Source organism: Cyanobacterium sp. Dongsha4, assembly GCF_036345015.1.
Taxonomy (GTDB): domain Bacteria; phylum Cyanobacteriota; class Cyanobacteriia; order Cyanobacteriales; family Cyanobacteriaceae; genus PCC-10605.
The window spans coordinates 610,129-634,451 of record NZ_CP084098.1 but is presented as its reverse complement, the minus strand read 5'-3'; the positions used below and the strand labels follow the sequence as shown (position 1 = coordinate 634,451).

The 24,323-nt window shown below is 32.1% G+C and carries 22 protein-coding genes; 11 read left to right on the top strand and 11 right to left on the bottom strand.

The features are described from left to right. Window positions 1-124: 124 nt before the first annotated feature. Both Dongsha4_RS02785 and Dongsha4_RS02780 read right to left on the bottom strand, forming a co-directional pair. Entirely contained in the window at window positions 125-964 is an 840-nt protein-coding gene (locus Dongsha4_RS02785) for a mechanosensitive ion channel family protein (protein ID WP_330204242.1), read from the bottom strand. Window positions 965-990: 26 nt separating this feature from the next. Next, on the bottom strand, window positions 991-2,178 hold the full coding sequence (locus tag Dongsha4_RS02780) for a hypothetical protein (protein ID WP_330204241.1): 1,188 nt from the start codon (window positions 2,176-2,178) through the stop codon (window positions 991-993). Window positions 2,179-2,480: 302 nt separating this feature from the next. Here Dongsha4_RS02780 and Dongsha4_RS02775 point away from each other — a divergent pair, with 302 nt between their 5' ends. Then, window positions 2,481-2,837, top strand: coding sequence for a hypothetical protein (locus Dongsha4_RS02775; protein ID WP_330204240.1), 357 nt, complete (start codon window positions 2,481-2,483; stop codon window positions 2,835-2,837). Between the two features lie 51 nt (window positions 2,838-2,888). Here the strand turns inward: Dongsha4_RS02775 and rpiA are convergent, their stop codons facing one another. The 4 genes from rpiA to Dongsha4_RS02755 form a co-directional block, all read right to left on the bottom strand. Continuing rightward, window positions 2,889-3,593, bottom strand: coding sequence for a ribose-5-phosphate isomerase RpiA (rpiA, locus tag Dongsha4_RS02770; protein ID WP_330204239.1), 705 nt, complete (start codon window positions 3,591-3,593; stop codon window positions 2,889-2,891). 146 nt (window positions 3,594-3,739) lie between these two features. Beyond that, window positions 3,740-4,015 (bottom strand): circadian clock KaiB family protein, encoded by a 276-nt coding sequence (locus Dongsha4_RS02765; protein ID WP_015220648.1) that lies wholly within the window; start codon window positions 4,013-4,015, stop codon window positions 3,740-3,742. 3 nt (window positions 4,016-4,018) lie between these two features. After that, the gene (locus tag Dongsha4_RS02760; protein ID WP_330204238.1) at window positions 4,019-4,906 is read right to left on the bottom strand and encodes a response regulator; all 888 of its coding nucleotides are present in this window, start codon (window positions 4,904-4,906) and stop codon (window positions 4,019-4,021) included. 183 nt (window positions 4,907-5,089) lie between these two features. Next, window positions 5,090-5,674: a hypothetical protein gene (locus Dongsha4_RS02755; protein WP_330204237.1), complete on the bottom strand. Its 585-nt coding sequence runs from the start codon at window positions 5,672-5,674 to the stop codon at window positions 5,090-5,092. Window positions 5,675-5,899: 225 nt separating this feature from the next. Between Dongsha4_RS02755 and Dongsha4_RS02750 the strand changes: the two genes are divergently transcribed. The 8 genes from Dongsha4_RS02750 to Dongsha4_RS02715 all read left to right on the top strand — a co-directional run bounded on the left by Dongsha4_RS02750 (window position 5,900) and on the right by Dongsha4_RS02715 (window position 16,411). Next, window positions 5,900-6,844, top strand: coding sequence for an NAD(P)-dependent oxidoreductase (locus Dongsha4_RS02750; RefSeq protein ID WP_330204236.1), 945 nt, complete (start codon window positions 5,900-5,902; stop codon window positions 6,842-6,844). Window positions 6,845-7,066: 222 nt separating this feature from the next. After that, complete coding sequence (locus Dongsha4_RS02745) at window positions 7,067-9,913, top strand: response regulator (RefSeq protein ID WP_330204235.1); 2,847 nt, start codon at window positions 7,067-7,069, stop codon at window positions 9,911-9,913. 116 nt (window positions 9,914-10,029) lie between these two features. Next, window positions 10,030-11,748, top strand: coding sequence for a VWA domain-containing protein (locus Dongsha4_RS02740; RefSeq protein ID WP_330204234.1), 1,719 nt, complete (start codon window positions 10,030-10,032; stop codon window positions 11,746-11,748). A gap of 136 nt (window positions 11,749-11,884) precedes the next feature. Then, on the top strand, window positions 11,885-12,607 hold the full coding sequence (locus tag Dongsha4_RS02735) for a hypothetical protein (protein ID WP_330204233.1): 723 nt from the start codon (window positions 11,885-11,887) through the stop codon (window positions 12,605-12,607). Window positions 12,608-12,692: 85 nt separating this feature from the next. Next, the gene (locus Dongsha4_RS02730; RefSeq protein WP_330204232.1) at window positions 12,693-13,874 is read left to right on the top strand and encodes a substrate-binding domain-containing protein; all 1,182 of its coding nucleotides are present in this window, start codon (window positions 12,693-12,695) and stop codon (window positions 13,872-13,874) included. Window positions 13,875-14,407: 533 nt separating this feature from the next. Then, on the top strand, window positions 14,408-14,638 hold the full coding sequence (locus tag Dongsha4_RS02725) for a DNA-directed RNA polymerase subunit omega (RefSeq protein ID WP_015220639.1): 231 nt from the start codon (window positions 14,408-14,410) through the stop codon (window positions 14,636-14,638). 141 nt (window positions 14,639-14,779) lie between these two features. Further along, window positions 14,780-15,292 (top strand): hypothetical protein, encoded by a 513-nt coding sequence (locus Dongsha4_RS02720; protein WP_330204231.1) that lies wholly within the window; start codon window positions 14,780-14,782, stop codon window positions 15,290-15,292. A 3-nt stretch (window positions 15,293-15,295) separates the two neighbouring features. Continuing rightward, a complete protein-coding gene (locus Dongsha4_RS02715; protein WP_330204230.1) occupies window positions 15,296-16,411 on the top strand; it encodes an FAD-dependent oxidoreductase in 1,116 nt (371 codons plus the stop codon). Between the two features lie 163 nt (window positions 16,412-16,574). Here the strand turns inward: Dongsha4_RS02715 and gloA are convergent, their stop codons facing one another. Beyond that, the gene (gloA, locus tag Dongsha4_RS02710; RefSeq protein ID WP_330204229.1) at window positions 16,575-16,976 is read right to left on the bottom strand and encodes a lactoylglutathione lyase; all 402 of its coding nucleotides are present in this window, start codon (window positions 16,974-16,976) and stop codon (window positions 16,575-16,577) included. Window positions 16,977-17,004: 28 nt separating this feature from the next. After that, window positions 17,005-18,369, bottom strand: coding sequence for a recombinase family protein (locus Dongsha4_RS02705; protein WP_330204228.1), 1,365 nt, complete (start codon window positions 18,367-18,369; stop codon window positions 17,005-17,007). A gap of 135 nt (window positions 18,370-18,504) precedes the next feature. Here Dongsha4_RS02705 and Dongsha4_RS02700 point away from each other — a divergent pair, with 135 nt between their 5' ends. Together Dongsha4_RS02700 and Dongsha4_RS02695 are read left to right on the top strand one after the other, a co-directional pair. Beyond that, window positions 18,505-19,515, top strand: a complete 1,011-nt coding sequence (locus tag Dongsha4_RS02700) for a glucokinase (RefSeq protein WP_330204227.1) — start codon at window positions 18,505-18,507, stop codon at window positions 19,513-19,515. Between the two features lie 283 nt (window positions 19,516-19,798). Then, window positions 19,799-20,578: an HpsJ family protein gene (locus Dongsha4_RS02695; protein ID WP_330204226.1), complete on the top strand. Its 780-nt coding sequence runs from the start codon at window positions 19,799-19,801 to the stop codon at window positions 20,576-20,578. A gap of 18 nt (window positions 20,579-20,596) precedes the next feature. Here Dongsha4_RS02695 and Dongsha4_RS02690 read toward each other — a convergent pair whose 3' ends face one another. From Dongsha4_RS02690 to Dongsha4_RS02680, 3 genes are all read right to left on the bottom strand, one after another. Then, window positions 20,597-22,000, bottom strand: a complete 1,404-nt coding sequence (locus tag Dongsha4_RS02690) for a protein adenylyltransferase SelO (protein ID WP_330204225.1) — start codon at window positions 21,998-22,000, stop codon at window positions 20,597-20,599. A 138-nt stretch (window positions 22,001-22,138) separates the two neighbouring features. Then, on the bottom strand, window positions 22,139-23,080 hold the full coding sequence (gene era, locus Dongsha4_RS02685) for a GTPase Era (protein ID WP_330204224.1): 942 nt from the start codon (window positions 23,078-23,080) through the stop codon (window positions 22,139-22,141). After that, window positions 23,073-24,197, bottom strand: coding sequence for a succinylglutamate desuccinylase/aspartoacylase family protein (locus Dongsha4_RS02680; protein ID WP_330204223.1), 1,125 nt, complete (start codon window positions 24,195-24,197; stop codon window positions 23,073-23,075). The genes era and Dongsha4_RS02680 overlap by 8 nt, the downstream gene beginning before the upstream one ends. Window positions 24,198-24,323 lie beyond the last annotated feature (126 nt).

The window sequence follows — 24,323 nt, the reverse complement described above, 5'->3', positions numbered from 1 at the left end:
ATTTCACATTTCTTTACACTTTGAGATTATATTATTACAGTTATTAGTTTTTCTTATATTATCAAGAAAAGGGCAATAATTTGAGTTCAGAGTTAAGATAAAAAAGAAATTCCCCCAAACAGCCCTAGCTATGATTAAGGGGGGGAAGTAAAGGATAAGGTAAGTTATCACGGTGAAAATATCTTTTCGCCCTTCTCACTAAGTCTGTTTGATAAATAAATTCATCTCTAGCATCGATGGGATAACATTTTAGTTTGAAGTGGGTTGCCCAAGGTTTTTCTTCCATTACTACCAAAATGGGCAGGTTTAGTTGAGTATATTTGCTAGTCTGTGCCACTCTATATAATATATAGAAAACTCTTTCAATATCCACATCGTGGTTAAAGTAAAAACTAATGACGGTTTGGGCTTCTAAGCTACCTTTGTTGGCATTGATAACAGATTCACTCCAGAGCTTATTATGGGGAATAGTAACAATATTATCGTCAGGAGTTTGAATCATGATCGCTCTTAATCCATAACTGATAACCTCTCCGTAGTCATCTCCAATTTTGATGCGATCGCCCACTTGATAGGGGGTTTCAAAAAGTGCTAAAATTCCTGCGATGACAGAACTAGCATAGTCTTTAAAAGCAAAACCTAAAGCAACTGCGATCGTACCTGTCAGGGGTAAAATGTTATTAGCTGAGAGATTAAGAAATAAATTCATTAGTAGCACTCCCACTAAACCAAAAATAAATGCTCTCCAAAATGGCAAAGATTGTTTGACTTTAAGACGATATTTTAAGGGGACTTTTTCAGCTAACCAATTGATTATTTTTTCTATAATAATTTGTCCCCAATAAGCGACAAAAATTAGTAAAAAACCTTGAAAAACTTTCCCAAAAGTAATATCACCAATTAAGCGGGAAATTTTTTCCGAATCTGTAGGGTTTATTTGAAATAGATAAATATTAATCAACATTGGTATGAATCACAAATTAACAACAATTAAACTAGGAAATGATTATCTTTTAAATCTTGACTTAATTTAGGATAAAAAAGAGGATTAATAGCTATGTTTTGATAATCTAAAAAATGGATTAATTTAAGATTGATTAAACATTCTATTTGAGAGGTTATATATATTGGATCATCTCCTAAAATATCTGCTAAATCTAACTTATTTAAGTGATTGTGTAATCCTATACAAAATAATAAGTAGCGATCGCTTTGAGTAATACTTGGTAAATCAGGAAATTGAGGATTATTGATTTTGAGACGAGATAAACCCGTTTCTTCGTTTTTAACGTATCGTAAAGAATTAAAACATAATTGACTCGCAATATTTAAACACCCTTGCGACAAATTAGCTAAATTTTCAAAATACTTAGCTTGTAATTGAGACATGACATTATTATCATCTTGATTTTGATTAGGTAATTCCACTAAAAATTTTCTTAAATCATTCCAATCAAATTCCACTAAACCCAAAACAGGTAACAAAATATCTCGTAAATTTTCCTGAGATAATAACGGTAAATCCCAAGCATTTTCAATGTAGGCATCCCAGCGATAAATTTTTACTAAAAACAACCACAACCAATGATTACAACCGATAATCCAAAATTTATTTTCATCTTTATCAATTAATTTTAAAAGTTTTTCTAAGATTTCTAAGCCTTCTATACTACGAGCAAAATAGTAGCTCAGATCAGGAATAACAATTATTTTTTTTTCTGACTGCTGTTGAATTTCAAGTATTTTTTCCTGTAAAAAATTAAATCTATCTTGACGAGTTTTCGAGATAATATCTAAACAGAAAACTTCATATTGTATTTCTAATTCAGCCTCATCAAAGTTATAATTATGAGAAAAAATATAAGTTAAAATATCGTGTAAATTATCAACGCAATTACTTTTAATAACTAAACAATTTTTAGTGTAATTATTCTGCTGATTAATAATCCATTTTTGAATGCAATCATCAATATGATTAACTAAAGTTTCAAGATAATAATCATGAATTGGCAAACTTTGTAGTTTTTTATCTAATCTTGTAATTAATCTAGTGGGTAATACTTCATTAGGATCATAATTATTAATAGTATTTTCTAATTGAGATGCACTTTCTTTTATTTTTGATTTTGCTAAAGGTAGCCATTTTTTTACTTTATTGCTCAATTTGGCTAATGACATTATTCTTAGAAATACCTTTAAAATTACTGATTCTTCAGTGTAAAAGATATTTGAGATAATGAAACATCAAATTATCTTAATAACTAATGCTACAAAAAATCGAACTTCGCTTAAATCAACTACACCGACTATCATTACTGATTACTATATGTTCCATAACTTTAGCTGAAAGGAGATAATCTAAAGGGCGATCCTAATGGCAGTATAATAGTCACAATTATTAGTCTAAGTTAAATAAATTTAAGCTAAAGCTAGTACTAATAGACTAAAGTTAATAATATCTTTTATCTCGGAGCGTTAACATGAGTGAAACTGTAGAAAACAAAGACAAGCAACCAGCTAATAAACCCGCAACTACCAATACAACTAAAGCAAGTTCCGCTTTGAAATTGGCAGATAAATCGGCGGCGTTATTACCGGGTAATCGCCCCATTGAGCCAAATCACTTACAAATAGTTCATACTTATACTTCTGTAGGTAGTAACAGACCTGTAACTAAGAGTGATTTAAACATTAAGAGTATGATTACTTTATCTGGCGCTCGTCCTATTACTTCTAGTCATTTAAAAATTAGCCAAGAGTTTAAAATTATGGGTAATCGTCCTGTTGCTTCTAATCAAATTGATGATCCCCTTATATTAATGGGTTATCTTGACTAGGATAATGATAATGGTGGGTATTAGCCCACCTTGGGGTGTTTGAAACTAGAATTATATTTCTCTAACGGAAGGTTTGCCGTCTATGATTTCTCCCACCAAAATTACATCGGCAACACCTACAAATAATCCATTTTCTAAAACCCCGGGCATATTATTAATGGTTTTTTCTAATTCTGCAGGGTTATCAATGGAATCAAATTTAACGTCAATAACTAAATTACCTTGATCTGTAACGACTGGGCCAGCTTTTTTAATACCCATTCTTAACTCTGGTTTACCCCCTAATTTTTCTAATTTATTCATCACAGGGGTTACAGCCATTGGGATTACCTCAACAGGAAGCAAGAAAGTTGAACCTAATTTATCCACAAGTTTACCACCATCTACCACAACGATAAATTGATTAGCTAGACTATCTACCACTTTTTCACGAGTATGAGCCGCTCCGCCGCCTTTAATGAGGTTTTTATGGGGATCAACTTCATCTGCTCCGTCAATAGCAACATCAATATGTGTAATAGCATCTAGGGTAGTTAAAGGAATACCATATTTTTTGGCTAACACTTCAGCTTGAAAAGAAGTAGGAACACCGATAATATTAGTTAATTCTCCTTTTTGTAATCTCTCCCCAATATATTGAATGGCATAAGCAGTAGTAGAACCTGTACCTAAACCAACAATGGAATCAGATTGGACTCTGTCGGCGGCCGCTTTACCGACTTCCTGCTTCATAATTACAATGGGATCTGTAGTCATATTTACTTTTTTTAATAATTTACACCCCTTATTATCAGTGATCGGCGATCATTAAACAATGTCCTAAGTTAGTTTACATTTAAGGCATCACCCTTCGGGCAAGAAAAATGGAATCCTTAAGAGTTTGAATCAATTTTTCACCTAAACTATTGATCAATTAAATCCAAGCCACAAATAACATTTTCTCGGTTTGATAAATCGCCAATAATTCTCTGTAATGGTGGAGGAAGTTGTTTTATCAAAGTTGGTGTCACAAGGATTTTTTCCCTTTCCGCCCTTGCAGGTTCTTCCAAAACGTCAATAATTTCCACCTGATATTTATTATTCAATTCTTCTCGACACAATTTCAACAAATTAGCGATCGCTCTTTGTGAGTTAAGAGAATTACCCGTGATATACAGTCTTAATAAATAGTTGCTCATGAATTAAATATCATCCGAATCGGAACTAGATAAAATGGTAAGATTGCTCAAACCGATATAATACTTGCGATAATAAGAAGTTAAATAACCCATTAATTCTAATAATCTTAATCTACCCTCATCCACATAGGCTTGAACTTTAGCTAAATTAACATTCTTACATTTTTCCTTTAAGGCTTTAGTATGAATGTCTACAACATCTCTCGGACTAGCCTTAAAAAAGCCCAATTTTGCCGCCAATTGTCGTAACTCCTCCGCTATATTATAATCCACCCTCAAAGCTCTCTCTTCTAAAGATAAATCTAATAAATGACCGTATTTCACCGTTAACTGAGAGAAAACATCGGGAATACTATCTTTCAACGCAGAAGAAGCAAACATCCTCGCTGTAATACTTGGTTGAATCGATTGAGCCAAATTTTCTAAACTGGCGAATTCTTCTTGTTGTTGTTTTTGTTGTCTTAAAGCAGATAATCGTTCTACATACTGTTGACGTTCGATCGCTAAACGAATAGCATAAATCAAAGAGTTACAATCTAAATCTGTCTTTCTTAAATACCCATTTGCTCCCATCTGAAAAGCTCGAACAATTACCGCCTCATCCGTTGAATCTGTTTGGATTATAATGGGAGTATCAGGAGCATTTTCTTTTAACTTTAATAAAGACTCAAAACCCTTGCCATCTGGTAAAGTTAAATCTAAGATAATTGCCTCAAAATCTTTCTCTTTAATTACCTGTAAAGCTCCTGCCAAATTTTGAACACAACACAAACAAAAATTAGACCCTTCTGCGAGGGGAGAGTGATGAGCTGAAGACAAAAGATTTTCTATTAGTTGGACACTATCAGCATTATCTTCTACCAACAAAATTTGATAAACATGATTCGACATTAAAAAAATTGATTTAATTAAAGAATGAGAATATGGATTTATAGTTTTTTAATTATGTGATTAAACAAGAGATAAAAAATAAGATGTTGAGGTTTTGAGGTGCTAGGGAGAAACTAATTAATTACCTTTGCCCCTTGCCCTTTTTACTTTGCCCTTTGCCATTTATGCCTTATCCTAATTGCCTTATTCCTGACTATCCATTTGATAAACAGTTTTCCAAGCATTAACCGTACCACTACCAATAGTCGCATCTGTGGTGCTACCATCGCTCCATACCAAACGAATTTTTAAATTAGCAGAAGGTGCATTGGCTAAAGCACTCATTAAATCATCAGAGATTTTTCCTCCCTGATATTCATATAATTGACCATTGATAGAAAACATTATATATTCCGGACTTCTGCTTTTCCAAAAATATTTGTAAACAGGTTCTTGCTCCCAATAAACTTCTTCCTCATACTTATTATTACGCCAAACACTACGAGTTCGTTTTACTTGCTTATAGTAATCAACCTCTTTTACCTGCCAAAAATAACTTAGACGGATAGCCTGTTTTGACCAACTACTAACAATTGCATAGCTTTCCCCAAATCCGCCAAAATCCTTATCATAAACTATTTTACCTTCAAAGGAATCTTCCGTAACTTTTGACCAAGGTACAGAGGAATCTTGATTGATAGGAGAAGGTTGCACCTTCGCCATTACCGGAAAATTTAAGGTTAAGACAGCAATTAAACTCAATACAGTTTGAGTGACATTTCGATTCATGGTAGCTAATTTAGTTAGTCAATGACAGTATAAAATACCCTTTTTATCTTAATTTTTTGAGTATGTCTTGATGGATCAATAACTCTGGTTTAATTTTAGCAGTAATTTATAGCAGTCCTAAATTATTTTATTTGCAATCATTTTTAATGTAAAGTCAACAAAATTTACACAATAGTTAGAGGATTGCTATACTTTTTATCTATCTATTCCCATAATTTGAAAGAAATGCGTATATTTATCACTGGTGGAAGCGGTTGCATCGGACATTATATCGCTGATTTATTAATCAAAAATACAGACTATGAGTTATTTTTTTTGGTCAGAAATCCCCGTAAAATTAAGTTTGATTATAATTACCGTTCTGGTATCAATATTATTGAAGATAATTTAACAAATATTTTAGCATACAAAAACATATTAGAAACTATTAATATAGCGATTTTAACAGCTACTTGCTGGGGCGGAGAAATAGAATCTTATCAAATCAATGTAGAGGCAAATATTAACTTAATTAACTGTTTAAATAAGGATAATTGTGAGCGTATAATTTATTTTTCTACAGCTAGTATTTTAGATCAAAAAAATCAATTATTACCCCAAGCAGGAGAAATTGGAACAGATTATATAAAAACAAAATATCAGTGTTTTACACAATTGAAAAAACATCTTCTATATCCGAAAATTATTACTGTTTATCCGACTTTAGTTTTTGGAGGAGATGAAAATAAACCATCATCTCATTTAAGTGCTGGATTGAAAGATTTGCCGAAGTGGTTTAACTTAATCCGTTGGTTTCAAGCTGATGGAGGTTTTCATGTTATTCATGGTCAAGACATTGCTACTATTATCGGTTATTTAGTGGAAAATGGAGATACATTAGATCCTAGTTTTGAGCGTAAATTGGTGTTAGCTAATTCTCCTTTAACGGTTAATCAAGCTATTAAAGAAATTGGTAATTATCTAAATAAAAAAGTCTATTTACAAATTCCTCTCCCCATCTGGTTAGCAAATATCTTTATTAAAGTTTTTAATATTCAAATGGCAAAGTGGGATTATTTTTGTTTAAATTATCGTTATTTTACCTATGATAAATATGTTAATCCTCAATCTTTTGGTCTTGATTATTATGTACCCAATATTAGTAAACTTTTAGAAATTTCTGGAGTTTAATATTATCAATACTATACAATAATTAGAACAAATTTTAACTGACGAGGTGCTTTGCTCAAATAAAAAATGCAATGGTTATAAATTAACAATTTGAATTCAGCCTAAAACCTACCACCTGACATCTAACACCTTTTTTTGGGATAGCTTATCATATCTAAAGCAAGAGAGTCGTTTCTTTTTGCTTTTATAATGAATATAAGTAAGTCAAATTAAATATGCTTTATGACTTTTCCCCTTTATTTCCCCTTTTCTCTGACTCAATTTTGGAATAACTCTAATTTGAGAAAAAAATTAGCTCTTTCTTTTGGCATTTCCACATTTTTACTTTCAATTATTTTTAGTTTAGTAGTTAGTCAATCTTTGAAAAGTCATATTCAAAACGAGAAAATTATTTTTCTTCAACAAATATCCAATGAGTTAACAAATACTTTTAATCGTGGATTATTTGAGCGTCAACATGACATAGAAAATATGGCAATTTTACCTCGATTTCGTAATCCAACTAATAATAAAGAAGATAGACGCTTATTTTTAGAAAAATTGCAAAATAGTTATCAATATTATGCTTGGATTGGTTTTGCTAACACGGAAGGAGTTGTGGAAGTTGCTACGGGAAAAATGTTGGAAGGAGAAAAAGTTAATGAGCGCCCGTGGTTTATTGGGGGGTTAAAATCAAATTTTATTGGTGATGTGCATGAGGCAAAACTATTAGCTCAAAAATTGCCTCCTTTGCCTAGTGGTGAGCCTTTGAGATTTTTAGATGTGTCAATTCCTGTTTATAATCAACAGGGTAGTTTAACTGGAGTTTTAGGGGCTCATTTAAGTTGGAATTGGATTGAAGATGTTGAAGATTCTTTAGTGGAAAATATACCTAATGATCAACAAATACAAATTTTGATCATGGCTAATGATGGTTTAATTTTATTCGATTCAGGAAATACTTGGGGAGGGAAAACCGTTACTTATCCTCCAAAGGATGCTGTTTCGGCAGAGTTTTTTAACAATAATGACTATATTATCAGTACTCAAGTAGATAAGGGGGATTTTCTTGTAGATAATTTAGGATGGCGTATAGTTGTAAGACAACCAAAGGTAGCAGCTTTTAAATCTATAGGAATCTTACAACAAGAAATATTATTTTGGGGTTTATTATTAGCTACTATTTTTTCCTTAATTGGTTGGTATTTTGCAAGTTATCTTACTCAACCTTTACTTAATTTAGCATATTATGCAGACCAAATCAGACGAGGTGATCATGAAATAATATTGCGCGATCGCACTTTTTTTTCTAATACTAAAAAACATAAATATCATAATAAAGATTTTGAGAATAAAAACGAAATATCATTACTTTATAATAGCTTTGAAGAGCTAATATTTACTTTAATTAAAAAAGAACAAGACTTAAGAAATGCGAATAAAAAATTAGAAGAGAAAGTTAAGATTAGAACCCAAGATTTACGCAAAGCTAAAGAAATCGCAGAAAAAGCAAATCAGGCAAAAAGTGTTTTCTTATCAAGTATGAGTCATGAATTAAGAACTCCTTTAAATGCTATTTTAGGCTTTTCTCAGCTAATTTTAGAGGAAGAAAACCTAACGGGAGATACAAAAGAAAATCTACAAATAATCATTAATAGTGGAGAACATTTACTGTCTTTAATCAATGAAGTTTTAGAAATATCAAAAATAGAAGCAGGAAAAATAATTTTAAATAATAGTACCTTTAATTTTTATGAATTAACCTCTTCTTTAAAATCAATGCTATTAATTAAGGCGGCAGAAAAAAAACTTAATTTATTATTAGAGATAGACAATAACATCCCAGAATTTATCTGTGCAGATGAAAGAAAATTAAAACAAATATTATTAAATTTAATCAGTAATTCTCTCAAATTTACCCAAGCTGGTAGTATTACTATCAAGGCTATTTTAGAGACAGAAAACAAAATTTATTTTGCTGTCACTGATACTGGTAGAGGTATGAAGACAGAAGATTTAGAGAAATTATTTACCCCGTTTTTCCAAACAGAATCAGGAATAGAGTCAAAGCAAGGCACAGGGTTAGGATTAACTATTTCACGAAAATTTGTCAAGATGATGGGAGGTGAGTTAAAAGTTAAAAGTCAATTTAACCTAGGCACTACTTTTGAGTTTACCATTAATTTTCAATCAGATTGTGCACCATCTCATCAACAAAATACTTTCAATTCAGGAAAAATTATTGGTGTCAAGGCAAATACTCCTAACTATCGTATCCTTATTGTTGATGATGAAGATAATAATCGTTTACTTTTAACTAAACTATTACAACCTCTCGGATTTTCTCTCAAAGAAGCGGTTAATGGTAAAGAAGCAGTGGAAATTTGGCAAGATTGGCAACCCCATTTGATTTGGATGGATATAGGAATGCCTGTAATGGATGGTTTTCAAGCAACTCGTATTATAAGGGAAAAAGAGTCTATGATTACGTCTTCTCATAAAACTACGATTATTGCTTTAACTGCCCATGCTTTTATGGAAGAAAAAAGTAAGATATTGGCGGTTGGTTGTGAAGAAGTGATTAATAAACCTTTTATTAAAGAAATTATTTTCGAGAAATTACAACAGTTTCTTAAACTAGAATATATGTATAATTTTTCTTCTGCCATTCCTCCTTCTGTTACGAATGTAGATAAGTCAAATACCTCTGAAATTAAACGAAAAATACTGGTAGCAGAAGATAACTTGGTTAATCAAAAATTAGTTGTCAACTTGCTAAATAAATTAAACTATACAGTCAAAATTGCTAAGAATGGAGAAGAAGTTATTGAGATATTAAAAAAAGAAGATTATGATTTAATTTTTATGGATATTGAAATGCCTAAAATTGATGGAATTAAAGCTACTGAAATAATTTATCGAGAATTTTCTCATCAACAAATACCCCCTATTATTGCCATGAGTGCCCATGAAGATGAAAATATTATTTCTATGTGTAAGTCTGTAGGGATGAAAGACTATATTTGTAAACCAATAAAACAGGATAATTTGAAGTTGATTTTAGAAAAATATATTGGAGTTAAGAGCTAAAAATTGACAGTTAAATTGTTTTGATGGAATCTTTCTTAAAGTGAATTTAACATTGATATAACAACCTATTAGTTATGATCGTTATTGGGAATACTAATAATTAAGGTTGTATTTTTATGGGTGCTAAATTTGGGTTAATTCTGACTCCTATATTTATATCTTTTTCTTTATTGTCAGGATGTAGCGATAATAACTCCGTTGATGGTAACACAAATCAGATGCGATCGCAACTGGAAATAAAATTTTTAGCAGGAAGTGATTTAGGGGAATTTTGCCGTCAAACCGCAGAAAAACTCAACGCCACTAATCCCAAATTAAGCAACGGAAAACAATTTCATTTAACCTGTGATGCAAAAGGTAGCGGTGATGTCATTGGCGAAGTAGTTAATCTTACTCAACAATTAGCCAGTAACTCCATTTCCGCCGATGATGCCCAATTTCCTTCGATTATTTCCGTTGACGGTGAAATCTATCAAAGTCAATTAATCTATCAAGTGGATAAAATCTTCCCCGGAGAAAACCTTATCCCCCCCATTACCGATACTCCTTTAATCGTTTTTAGCCCAATGGTATTCATGACAACAAAAGAGTTAGCACCTGTGTTGGAAAAATTACCCAATATCTATACAGCCTTAACCCAATATGACAATTATCAACAATTGGATTCCCAAGCACCACCATTACCGATATACTTTGTACAAACTGCCCCCACTCGCTCAAATTCAGGCTTACAAACTCTTGTTGCCCAATTTGCCTCTGTTAGTAATAAACAACCCCAAGATTTAACCATTGACGATATTACTAAATATCAGGATAAAGTTAAGGCTATTCAAGAAAAAGTTACCCGTTATGGCGTTTCTACCGCCACTCTTGCCAATTCTATGGTAGAAAATGGTATTTTTTGGGCTTCTGTAGGCTCTGTGTATGAATCCTTAGTTATTCAGGCAAATAGTCAACCTAATCCAAATCAAACCCAATATCAAGCAGTATATCCTAAAGCTACATTTAGCTCTAATATTCGAGGAATAATACCCAATGCCCCTTGGATGTCGGCAGAAGAAAAAGAAGGGGCACAAAAAGTTTTAGATTTTATGTTAACTCCTGAATCTCAACAATTAGCGGCGAGTCTGGGATTACGCCCCGGTATTCCGAATGTTGCTCTCGGTAATAAGTTTAGTAGTCAATACGGAGTCAATCCTAATCCTAATTATGAATCTTATCGCCCTCCTTCCCCCGAAGTGGTAGAAGCAATGTTAACCAATTGGCAAGACTACTCAAAAAAACCTTCTCAAGTTGCTGTAGTTGTGGACATTTCAGGTTCAATGCGAGGACAAAAAATAACCGCAGTGCAGAATACATTATTAAATTATATTAATAATTTAGGTTCAAAAGAAGAAATTGCGATTATCACTTTTAGTGATCAAATTAACCCTCCTGTGGTTATTAAAGGCACTCCTGAAGGAAAAAACCAAGGTATTCAGTATATAAGTAGCTTACAAGCAAGAGGAGGTACAAAACTATATGATAGTGCTTTATATGCCCGTGATTGGTTACGGCAAAATTTAAAACCCAATGCCATTAATGCGGTATTAATTCTGACTGACGGAGAGGATTCTGGTAGTGGTATTAATCTACAACAATTGGAGCAGGAATTGCAAAAAAGTGGTTTTAATAGTGATGAAAGAATCGCCTTTTTCACCGTTGGTTATGGTAATGATGGGGAATTTAATGCCCAAGCCTTAGAAGAAATTGCCAAAATTAATGCTGGATATTATCGTAAAGGTGATCCTAATACTATTGATCTAGTTATGAAAAATTTACAACTAGAATTCTAGCAATTAAAAGGTTTCAAGTTTAATTTCTCCCCTATCTTCCCTATCCCCCCATGCCTCCCTATCCCCCCATGCCTCCCTTTCTCCCCACTCCCTACTCCCTACTCCCCACTCCCTACTCATTACTCATTTTTTATCTATGATACCAAAAATTGCTAATCCTCTTAATTATCCTCTTGCTGTTTTTGTTGCCGGTGTTTGTCTCTTTTTCGGAGTCAGATTTGCTAATATTTCTAGTTTTTTGATGTTACCTATTAGTATCTCAGTTGGTGTAATTGGTTCTAGTTTTTTAGCTAATAATCCATTAAATAATAATAAAATTAATCTCGACAATAAAGCCCTTGAAGAAGAATTAGAGTTGGCAAAACAAGAAGCTAAGTTATTAATTAAAAAGGCAGAAAATTTACGTTTAGAAGCCAAAAATTTACTCCATGATGCTCACCAAATGGATTTATTAACTGCTATTGAATATGGATGCGATCGCACTTTTGAATTACCAGAAAAAATCGAGTATTTAAGTAAGAAATTATCGGGTAGTGATTCTTTGTTATCAGAGGAAGAATTAGAGGAAAAGTTAAAAACTAATCTCAAAAAACAACAATCAGCTAATGGATTAGCCTTAAAACAATTAAGACAAATTGAAAGTAATTTAAGACGTAACATTGATTTAGCAAAACAGGGTAAATCTGCAAGAGAAGCCCAAGTTTTTGCCTTAACAAATATTCTCACTGAATCGGCGGGAGTTTTACAACAATTACAGAATAAATTACGCACTTCTGACTTGACTAATTCTCAGGCTTTGCAGGATTTACAGGATTTAACCCAAGAATTAAGCAGTCTTTTAACAATGAATAATGAATAGGTTTCAGGTGGCAGGTGTTAGATAATTTTTCCCTACTCCCTTACTTTTCCCTACCCTCACTATTGAACTTAAAAATTAGCTTATTATGAATAAATTAACAGAAAAATTCTTCTCAGTTTTGAAAATACCAACATCGTCAGGAGAAATAATGACTACTTCTAGTAAACATAATTCTCCCCAGAATAAAATAATTTCTTTATTAATTATTGGTGCTAGTTTAGGGATAACTTATTTACCGATTTTTCCCGTTAAAACTAATGTTACTATTGTTAGTGGTTCAGAATTAAAAGAAGTATTAGAGGAAATTAGTGATAAATTTGAAAAAGATAATCCTCACATTGATTTAGAAATAGAAATTCAAGGTTCACAAGACATAATTAGTAATGTTATTGACAAAAAAAATGACTTTATTCCCACTGTTTTAATTCCTGCTAATAGCGAGTTAATTACTGAGTTAGAAACCACTTTAAAAGCTCAAGGAGAAACTGATATTTTCTATTATCCCCCAGAGGCGATCGCCCGTACTCTTTTAGTTGCGATCGCATGGGAAGAAAGAGGAAAAGTGTTATTTCCTAACAATAAATTCAGTTGGAATCAGTTAGAAAAAGCCTTAAAAACAAGGAATTGGCAACAGTTAGGAGGGGACAAAAATTGGGGAAGTTTTGATTTTGTAACAACAGATCCAACACGCTCTAATAGTGGACAATTAACCCTAAGTTTATGGGCAAAAAATGACTTAAATCAAAATATTTTAACAGTTAATGACATTAATAATAATCGAATAAGAGACTTATTTACCCTGATTAAAAAGTCCGTTTATCAACCACCGAGAAGCACCGATATTTTATTACAAGAATTTATCGCCAGAGGAGCAAATGATGCGGATGTAGCCACAGTTTATGAAAGTATAGCCCTTCATCGTTGGTCACAAGCAAAAGAAAGACGTAATCAAAGTTATCAAATTTACTATCCTAATCCTACCATAGAAACAACTATTACAGGAGCTATTTTAAAGCAAAATGTGAGTAAACAAGAAGCAAAATCAGCAGAAAAATTTATCAATTATTTAAAACAAAAAGAGCAACAAATTATATTGGCAAAATATGGTTTTCGTCCAATTATTGACTTAGACTTAGAAAACTTAAAAGATACCCCTTGGAGTGAAAATATTGAAGGGGTAGAAATTGAACCAAGTATAAGTATAAAACCAAGCCCAGATAATAATGTGATTAATGAAATAGAAAAAATATGGAATCAAGCCAATTAAGCTAAGACGTATGTATATAGTAATTTTCATATTTATGAGGTGCTGTTTTTTGATACCAGTGCATCATTGCCTATTCCCCATTCCCGATCTAAACTAAAAAATATAGCTTAATTTACCAACGCCTACTTTTTTACTAATTCCCGAAATGACTTAAATTCTGATTTTGAGAGGAAATATAAAGAGGTTGCTTCTTGCTTGATAAAACAACAAATATGAGTCAGCTTGGCATCATCCATCATGTTGGTAGGCAGGGCTGTTTCAAAGTAGAAATACAAAAACGCTAAAACTAATGCCAGTAAAAGAATATAGGGTTTTAGAGCTTTGAGGATTAAGAAGTAGTTAAAAATGTTGAGATTATCAATTTATAAGCATAAATCATTAAAAACTATTGCCCATTGCCTATTCCCCATTCACTGCCTTAACCAAAAAATTTTAGAATGAAACAGCCCTGTGTTGGTAGGGGGTTTACTGTGGATAATGGGAAAGATTTTGATATAATAAGACACCACTAATGTCATAATTGTAAAACAAGAATGCTCAAAAAAAATAGCTTTGATTCTAGTCAAATTATGTTTCGTAGCGATGCCTTACTGGCGGCCGCTTCCAATCGTTATAAAATTACTGTAGGTGTTGCAAAAAGGGCAAAAGAAAGAAGAAAACAAGATATGGAAAATGTGGAAGAGGTAATGAAACCTGTATTAAGGGCAATTATTGAAATGTCTGACGAGTTAACTCAACCAGAGATTATTAGTGAACTAAAATAGAGTTGTTATATTGATTAATAGTGAGTGGATGGAAAGATGAAACGGCAATATAGAAAATATAAATGGGTTATTGTTACTATCTTTTCTGTAATCATTAATCTATTCACCCATTATTTTTCAGTCCATTATTATAATGGCTCAATGAATATTAATCAAAACGAGTTGCCATTTGCTAGAGTTTCAGCTCAAACCTTGACTCCTGAAGTAGTATCGAGAGAAGTTTATCAACAAATACCAAACTTTCCCTTAGAAAATAATTATTTGAATGTAGAGACAAATCAGGTAGTTTCAGAGAATACCTTAGTGTCGAGAATAGTTCGTTATCATCAATATGTCAAATCTCGTCCGACAGTATATCGTCTTGATTGGAAACTAACTCTTGCGGATTATTTAGGTAAAAATGAAATCATGGATGAGCAACGTTATCCCAGTTCAACGATAACAGAAAATCCCCTTGAAAAAGACAAACAAGTAATAAAGAGTTTGACAAGGCAACAAAGAAATGAATTAGTTAATGTCTTAGTAAGTATCTATAATCCCGAAAATCAAGAAATCAATCAAGAATCTACACAAAATCAACAAAAAACCCCTTCTTCACAATCTCCCTCTTTTCAATTACCTAAACCCGGAAATGCAGATTTACTCCTACCATAAATCATGATAAGATTACTTTTAATAGGAGGAGGTCATAGTCATGCGATCGCACTTTCTTTAATTAGAAAAAATCATTTAAATAAGGTTAATGTTACCATAATTAGCGACACTCCCATCAGTCCTTATTCAGGTATTTTACCCGCCTATGTTGCAGGATATTACTCTTCCCAAGACTTATTTATCCCCATCAAAAAAATAGCAGAAAGTAGGGGAATTAATTTTATTTTAGATAAAGTAATAGACATAAATCCTGAGCTAAAATATGTTATTTGCCATTCAGGAAAGAAAATTCATTTTGATATTTTATCTATTGACATTGGTAGCACTCCAGAAAAAAGCACCATTAAAGGAGCAAATCTATATAGTATTCCAGCAAAACCCGTATTATCTTTTTTAGATAAATGGAAAAAAATAACTGACTATTATCAAGTCAATAAAAATCAATTCCTTACCCTAAATATTATTGGAGGCGGTGCAGGAGGAGTAGAATTAGCCCTCAATATGCACAAAAAATTAACGTCAATTATGACCCCAAATAATATTAACATCAATCTTATTCATCGAGGAGAAAAAATATTAGAAAATCATAACCAATGGGTAAGCGATAAACTCACAGATATTTTACAGGCAAAAAAGATTAACCTATTTTTAAACTCAGAAGTAAATGCAATTACTCAAACAGAAATAATCCTCAAAACAGGAAAAATAATATCAGGAAATCATCATATTTTAGTTACCCAAGCAAGTGCGCCCTTATGGTTAAAAAATAATCCCATTAACACCGATGAAACTGGTTTTATCCTGATAAAAAACACCCTACAAACCACTAACTATAATTATATTTTTGCATCAGGAGACATTGCTACACCAAGAGAAAATCCCCATCCCAAAGCGGGAGTTTTTGCCGTCAGACAAGGTAAACCATTATTCAAAAACTTATTTAGATTTATTGAAAATAAGCCATTAAAACCATATTTCTCACCCCGTAATTATTTAAACATTATTGGCACAGGAAATGAAAGTGCTGTTGCTAGTTGGGGTTATTTAGGATGGGAATCGCCACTATTGTGGTATCTTAAAAATCATCTTGATTTAAGATTTATGAGCAAGTTTAAATAGTAACCAAAGAAAATATTGCCAGTAAGCTAAGACGCATTAATTTCATTTTTCTAATTAACGAGGCAATGGGCTTAAGCCCATTGTTATAATTCGATTGTTATAATTAAAATTCTTACCTATTGCCTGTTGCTTACTAACCATAACAGTATAACTTTTACTTCTATCAGGAAGTACTTCCTTGAGTACCTAATTGTATTAATTCTATCTTATATCCATCAGGATCTTCCACAAAAGCAATTACTGTAGAGCCGTGTTTCATAGGGCCTGGTTCTCTAGTTACTTTACCACCTAATGACCTAATTTGTTCACAAGTACCATAAATATCGTCAACCCCTAAAGCAATATGCCCATAACCATTGCCAATATCATAACTATCAGTATCCCAATTGTGAGTTAATTCAATTACAGTGTTATCACTTTCATCACCATAACCAACAAAAGCCAGAGTAAATTTTCCATTTGGATAGTCTTTTTGGCGTAATAATTTCATGCCTAATACTTGACAATAAAATTCAAGGGATTTTTCTAAATTCCCTACCCTTAACATGGTGTGTAAAATACGCATTGTGATTTATTTAACTTATTTTTGAGAACTATACTTTTTCCCTATTTTGCCATGAATTGTTTAATTGTGCATTAGCGAAAACAAAATTTAGTTGAACATCTTTTTTTTGTGGATAATTATTCTGGGGAATAATCTCAATTATCTTAACAAATTCTCTTAAATAAAATCTCTTTTCAGAGGAAGATAAATCATACCAAAATTGTGGTAAAGATAATGTATTCGCAATGGTATTTAAACTATTTGGAGGAAGTTTTGCTATTTGCTGTTTTAGCACTCCTATATCCTGTTTTATTTTGTAAATTCTTATTTTTGCAGTTTCTTCATCTAAAATTTTTTCTTCCAGTAATTTTTCTATTTGTGTTATTACTATTTTTTTTTGATTAATTTCTGTTAGTAAATAATTTTTAATTTGTTCTATATTTGGCATTTGTTCTTGATTTTTAATTTCTTTAAAACTATTACAAATATTATCGATAACCTTTTGTAAAACTAAATCATAATTAATGGATTTACAAGGAATTTCTTTTTTGCATTCCACAGGAGTTAAATATAAATACTTTGCAGATTTATTTCGCTTTGTGACAGTATTAACTCGAAAATTTGACTTACACCATTGACATTGAATTAAACCTGCTAAACAGTGTTGAGATGATGCACTTTTCTGTTTAACTCGACGATGACTTTGAAAAATTCTTTCTATTTGTGCAGACTCTTCTCTAGTAATAATTGCAGTATGAGTATCGGGAATAATTTGTTGATTTTTATAGTTTAAATCTCCTCGATAAATGGGATTATTTAACCAATATTTTGCCGTAGATATAGATATTTTTTTATTATATTTTTCAGCTAAATAATTAACCGTATCTTGAAGAGAACCATAAAGTAAAAAACGATCAAAAAAAGCTCTAATAATGGGTGCAGTGGCACGGTTAACAATATAACCTTCTTTGCCTCTTGAGTATCCATAAGGAGGTTTTCCAGGAGGTGGAATGATATTTAAACGATTTTTAGCATGGGCTTTTTTCAATTTTCTATGTTTGATTAAATTTTCTATTTCCTGCCAAATTTCTAATAATTTTTTTCTTTGTTTTATATTATTTATATTCTGAAAATTTTTACTATGATAATCCTGTTGTAAAGAGATTATCTCAATACTAAGACTTTCTAATCTAAATATGTTATTCTCAACTTCGGTTAAGCTATTACCTAATTCGTGAAGACTATTAATTAAAAGATAATCAGGGGCATTATCTTGAGAATCAAAGAGTAATTGACTAAGTTTTTCTCTTGTATCTATGTCTTGATAAATTTCTTCTATTTCCCATCCCCAAATTTGAGGATCTGGTATAGAATCTATTAATAGCTCAATGTAGCTATAAGCGACTATTCTCATAGTCTTACTACTCCTGATTTATAGTTATTAAATATAATTTCAATATTATCAAAATTTTGAACTATTTAATATAGTTAATCTTTCTTACATTACTGGTAATGCTCCCTCTATAAAAACAATAATTTAGATAATAATATGAAAGTTTTAATCGGTGATATTGGTGGAACTAAAACTATCTTAAGATTAGTTGAAATAAATAAGAGTAATCATTGTGAAACTATTAAGCAAATTAAGTATTCTAGTCAAGAATATCAAACTTTCTCTTATATGGTAAAAAGTTTTTTAGATAGTGTTTCTATAGATAAAATATGTATTGCGATCGCAGGTCCAATTAACAATAATAGCTGTAAGCTGACTAACTTAAATTGGTATATAAAAGGGGATGAATTAGCCCAAGAATTTCACTGTCAAAAAGCCTATTTACTCAATGATTTTGCGGCGGTGAGTTACGGAGTTATAACTCTCAAAGAATCAGAACTATTGACTCTGCAAGAAGGGGAAAAAAATAGTAACTCTCCCATTAGTGTTATTGGTGCTGGTACAGGATTAGGACAAAGTTTTTTAATACCTGAAAAAGATAAATATCGTGTTTTTGCTACAGAGGGAGGTCATAGTGATTTTTCGCCTAAAAATGAATTAGAATGGCAATTATTACACTATTTAAAAAGTAAGTTTGGTTGGCAAAGAATCTCAGCAGAACGAGTTATTTCTGGACAGGGAATTGTTGCTATTTATCAGTTTTTAAGAGATATAAAATTTGCCTCTGAATCTGAGGAAATAAGCAGTAAAATTAAACAATGGGAACAAGGAGATAATACCATAGACCCGGGAGAAATTATCGGACAATCTGCCCTGATAAAAAACGATATTTTAACCACTCAAACCATGACAATGTTTTTGGATGCTTACGCGGGGGAAATTGGTAACTTTGCCTTAAAAATTTTGCCCTATGGCGGAATTTATATTGCGGGAGGAATTATTACTAAAATTCTTCCCCTACTTCAAAATAGTAATTTTGTCAATACCTTTCTGAACAAAGGCAGAATGAAACCTTTATTGGAAAAAATGCCTTTGAAAGTGGTAATTAATACAGAGGTTGCTTTACAAGGTCTTTTGTATTATTTGAAGTTATCTTCAGATTCATAAAAAATAGCTATACATTGATCCATAAGTCTGATTTAATTATCATTTGATAACACTCTGATTTTGCACCTTATTCACCAGTGAAAGAAGAAAAAAGAAAAACCAAATCTTAATAATTTCATAAAAGTGATGTAAGTAATAAATAGAAAAAATTGCGAATAATTAATGAAAAAAATGTTAATTTTAATTTAATTAATCTTTACTATTAAAGATTTAATATCTTGGTACAATATCTTAGTAAATACTAATTAATAAATTTTGAATTGCTAATTTTTATTATTAAAATATGAAAATAACCTCTGGTTTTATCAGTTTAATTCTTAAGTTAGTGGGTGGTATTCTCCTAATTTCCGCTCTAATTAACTACATTTTTCTTTTAATTTCACCTCAATGGCAAGATCCCAATTGGCAAATAAATGTAACTAATAGTGCTATTGATCAAGGAATTACCCCCTTAGTTGCGATCGCATTTTTATTAGTTGCTTGGTGGATTGGGGATAATAATAACTCCGAAAAACCAAACAAGCCAGTAAGGATGATCGTTTTTATCATTGCCAGTATCCTAGGATTAGCTTATTTATTGCTTGTCCCCCTGCATTTTGGTAATATAAACCGTGTAAGCTCCGATTTGTTCGTGCAAATAGACCAAAGGATTGCCCAACAAGAAGCACAGATTCAAGGTTTTGTATCAGAATTAGAAGCCATTTCCAAAAATCCTGAACAACTCAAACAAGAAATTGAACAGAGAAACCAAATTATTCAGGCAGGAGGAAATTTAGGAGGACAACAATTAAATCCTCAACAGTTACAGTCAATTACAACCCAACGAGATCAACTACAACAAATTTTAAATCTATCAGACAAACCTGAAGAATTAAAAGCAAAATTTCAAGAAGTAAGAAATCAACTAGAATCAGAATTACAAAAAGCGGTTGATCAAGAAAAAAGAAAAGCTCAAGGATTAGCCCTACAACAAAGTTTAAAAACATCGATTTCCAGTCTTATGTTGGCGATCGCATTTATTGCTATTGGGTGGCTAGGCTTACAAAAAATGCTTAAAGGTTAACATCAAACTTATCGACTTTTATTGCTTAATTTGAGCTAACAAATCATAAAAAGGTAGCCAGTTATCTTCTGTGGTAATTGGATGCCAAATCGCTTCAATAATAGCCCGAATCGGTACAATTTGGGGGTTATATTGATGTAAAGTACATTGAATTTGCTCCAACTCTTCTCTTACAAAAGTCTCTAAGCATCGGTGATAAAGCCTTTTCCAACTATCTAAATTAGAACTTTTTATCTCACTATTTTCTAAAATTAATTCATAACTATTATGCCACCCATAATTAAACTGCTCTGCTAAATCAGCAAAGAATTGATGATAACTACATTGACTATCTTTTAACAAATCAATAGTTTCTTGAACTAACTTTTCTCCTAAATTATTCCTAAGTTGAGAAAACCCTAATTTTTTTAGCATCAACTCTTGATAATAACCTTGATAAACCCTCTCAAATTTTGCCAACTCCTGCTGTAAATCCTCTAAAGAAATAAGTAACCCCAAAGGCTTTTGTAACAACTCCAAATTCCAACGACAAATCAAAGGCTGATTGCCATAACAATACCTACCACCATAATCAAAATAAGCCGCCGTAAAAGTAGGATCATAAGTATTAATAAAAGCATAAGGGCCATAATCAAAACTTTCCCCAGTAATAGACATATTATCCGTATTTAGCACCCCATGACAAAAACCAGCACTCATCCACTGGGCAACTAATAAAGCGACTCTATGGATTAATTCCGAGTAAAAAAGAGTATAAGGCTTATCCTGCGTTGTTAAATGAGGATAATAACAATAAATCACATGATCCAGCAAATTTTGCACTAAATCAGGGCGTTGAAAATAATATAACCTTTCAAAACTACCAAAACGAATATGCGACTTACTAAATCTTACCATTACCGAGCTACGAGTGGGAGAAGGTTCATCTCCACGCCATAGGGCTTCCCCCGTTTCAATTAAAGACAAACAACGGGAAGTATTAACACCCATACGAAATAAAGCCTCTCCTGCGATAATTTCTCTCACCCCCCCCTTGAGAGTTAATCTGCCATCTGCCTGACGAGAATAAGATGTTCTACCAGAGCCTTTTGTGCCAAAATCGTATAATACCCCATCTCTACCTCTAATTTGTCCATAAAGAAAACCTCTACCATCCCCCAATTGAGGATTATAAACCCCAAATTGATAACCATGATATTTTAAAGCTAAAAACGGTCTAATACCCTGAAATTTACCAAAAGCCTCTATCCAATGGCTATCTTCTACTTCATCCTTACTTAAGCCGATAATTGGTAATAAATCATCATTACGAAATCTGAGAATATGTTGAGGAAATTCAGCAGGAGTAACTATATCATAGTAATCATCCCCTAAATTTTCCATTGCTGGTTCGTACTCTAAATTAAGAAAAGGATTTATCATTTGGAATTAGTGAATAAATTTCAAAAGGGCAATTAGTGAATAGTGAATAGTTGATAATTACTCATTACTCATTACTCCCCTAAACCTGACACCTGCAACCTGAAACCTTTGTTATAACACCCCAATCTATCTTATAAATTAATTCTTCTCAACTTGATAGCCAAATTCAGCTAAACGCAACCGAGATTGTCTCCATTTAGGCTCAACTTTAACAAATAACTCTAAATAGACTTTTCCACTTAATAATTTTTGCATTTGTTGACGAGAGGCAGTACCAATAGTTTTCAACATTTGCCCTTTTTGTCCAATAATGATACCTTTTTGAGAACTTCTTTCCACACTAATCGCCGCATAAATTTTCGTGATTTTTGTTTCTTCTACCACCTTTTCCACTGTCACCGCCACTGAATGGGGTATTTCTTCTCTAGTATGTAATAATATTTGTTCTCTAATCAACTCACCGATAATAAATCTTTCGGGTTGATCTGTGACTAAATCAGGAGGATAATAGTAAGGCCCAAAATCAAGTTTATTGATTAATTCCTGTTGTAATTTGTCTAATCCTTCCCCTGTAATGGCTGAAAAGTTAATCATTTGCCAATTTTCTTGACATATTTCTTGATAACTTTCATTGAGGATTTCTTTTTTGCTTCCCTGTAAATCGCTCTTATTTAATCCTAATATGACGGGAGTTTTGCTTTTTAAAAGTAAATCAGTAATATATCTATCTCCTCCTCCTGCAGGTTGAGAAGCATCCACAACAAATAAAACTAAATCAACATTATTGATGGCAGAAACAGCATTTTGTACTAAAACTTTACCTAATTCGTGGTGAGGTTTATGAATACCGGGGGTATCAACAAAAATAATTTGTGCAGAAGGGTTAGTTAAAATTCCTCTGAGACGATTACGAGTTGTCTGGGCAACGGGAGATGTAATGGCGACTTTTTGCCCGACTAATTCATTCATCAAAGTCGATTTACCAACATTGGGGCGCCCAATTATGGCGATAAAACCTGATTTAAAATCTGGAGGGGCAACGGGAATTATGGGCAAAAATGACTCGTTGGGATTAGACATGAGGGAAAATACCTAGAATATACTCACCTTGATTAACAGTATCGTTAGTGGACACATCATAAATTATGCCTTGATCTGCTGATTGTATATCTATTATAATGGGCTTTCTCTCTTTTTTCTCGAAGGTTAATAATTGATAAAGGGTATCTCCTTGCTGAATTTTTGTCCCTGCTTTTAAACGATTACGGATAATTCCTCCTTGAGGTGCATAATAATGTTTCAGGTTATTTTTGAGAACAAATCTAGTGTTATTTTGAGGTTTAATTAATTCTAATTTTAATATATTTTTATAAGTCAAATAGTTAATTATTCCCCTAACTCCTTTCTTAACTGATTCTTCTTTTACCCTCATTCCTGAACCTAATTCTAAAGTCCATGCTTCCACATCAAAAGTGATATTTCTTCCTTCGTGATTAAGTTTTTTTTCTAGTACCAACCAAGGATTTAAAAAGGCTTCATCAAAGGCATTTCCATCATATTTATTCATTAAAATAGCATACTCTAATAGAAAATAATCTGTACTCTTTTGGCGGCGATCGAAGCTATAAATATAATCAATAGCAGATACACTAGAACTGTGAATATCAATCACATAATTAGCATTCAGAGAAAGAGACTGTAAAATATTTCTAAGATGTTCAGAAAAAGGTAAACTTCGACTATTATTTACCTCTTGGATTTTATGAGAAAAACTATTAATAATATCCGTTAGATAATTATAATATATTTCCTCTTTACTCAAATTAATATTAAGTTTAACAAAAGTATCTAAATCAGGAGATTCATGAATATAATCCCAAAAAATTCGATTCCAATTAAGTCCATCATAAGGGCTATATCTACCCGTGGAAAAAAACAAATTTCTTTGATTTACTCCCACAGGATTGCACATAGGAACTAAAATTATTTCTCCCTCTATTTGCTCACTATTTAAGTTACTGAAAAATTCTATTAATTCGTATATTACAGCATTACCAACAATTTCTGCACCATGTAAATTAGCCTGAATATAGGCTTTTTTTGCTCCATTTTTGCCCTGAAAATGATAGGTTTTTAGCTGTAAAATATCCCCACTAGCAAGACTTTGTAAATCAATTATTTGAGTGTTTGCTTCCATAAATAAAACCCTCAATTTGGGGAAGAATAATGAGTAATAGGTAGGTGTCAGGTGTCAGGTGGCAGATTTCAGGTATTAGGGTGATGAGGGGATGAGGAGGAAATTAATTAAACACTGTTGCCTTTT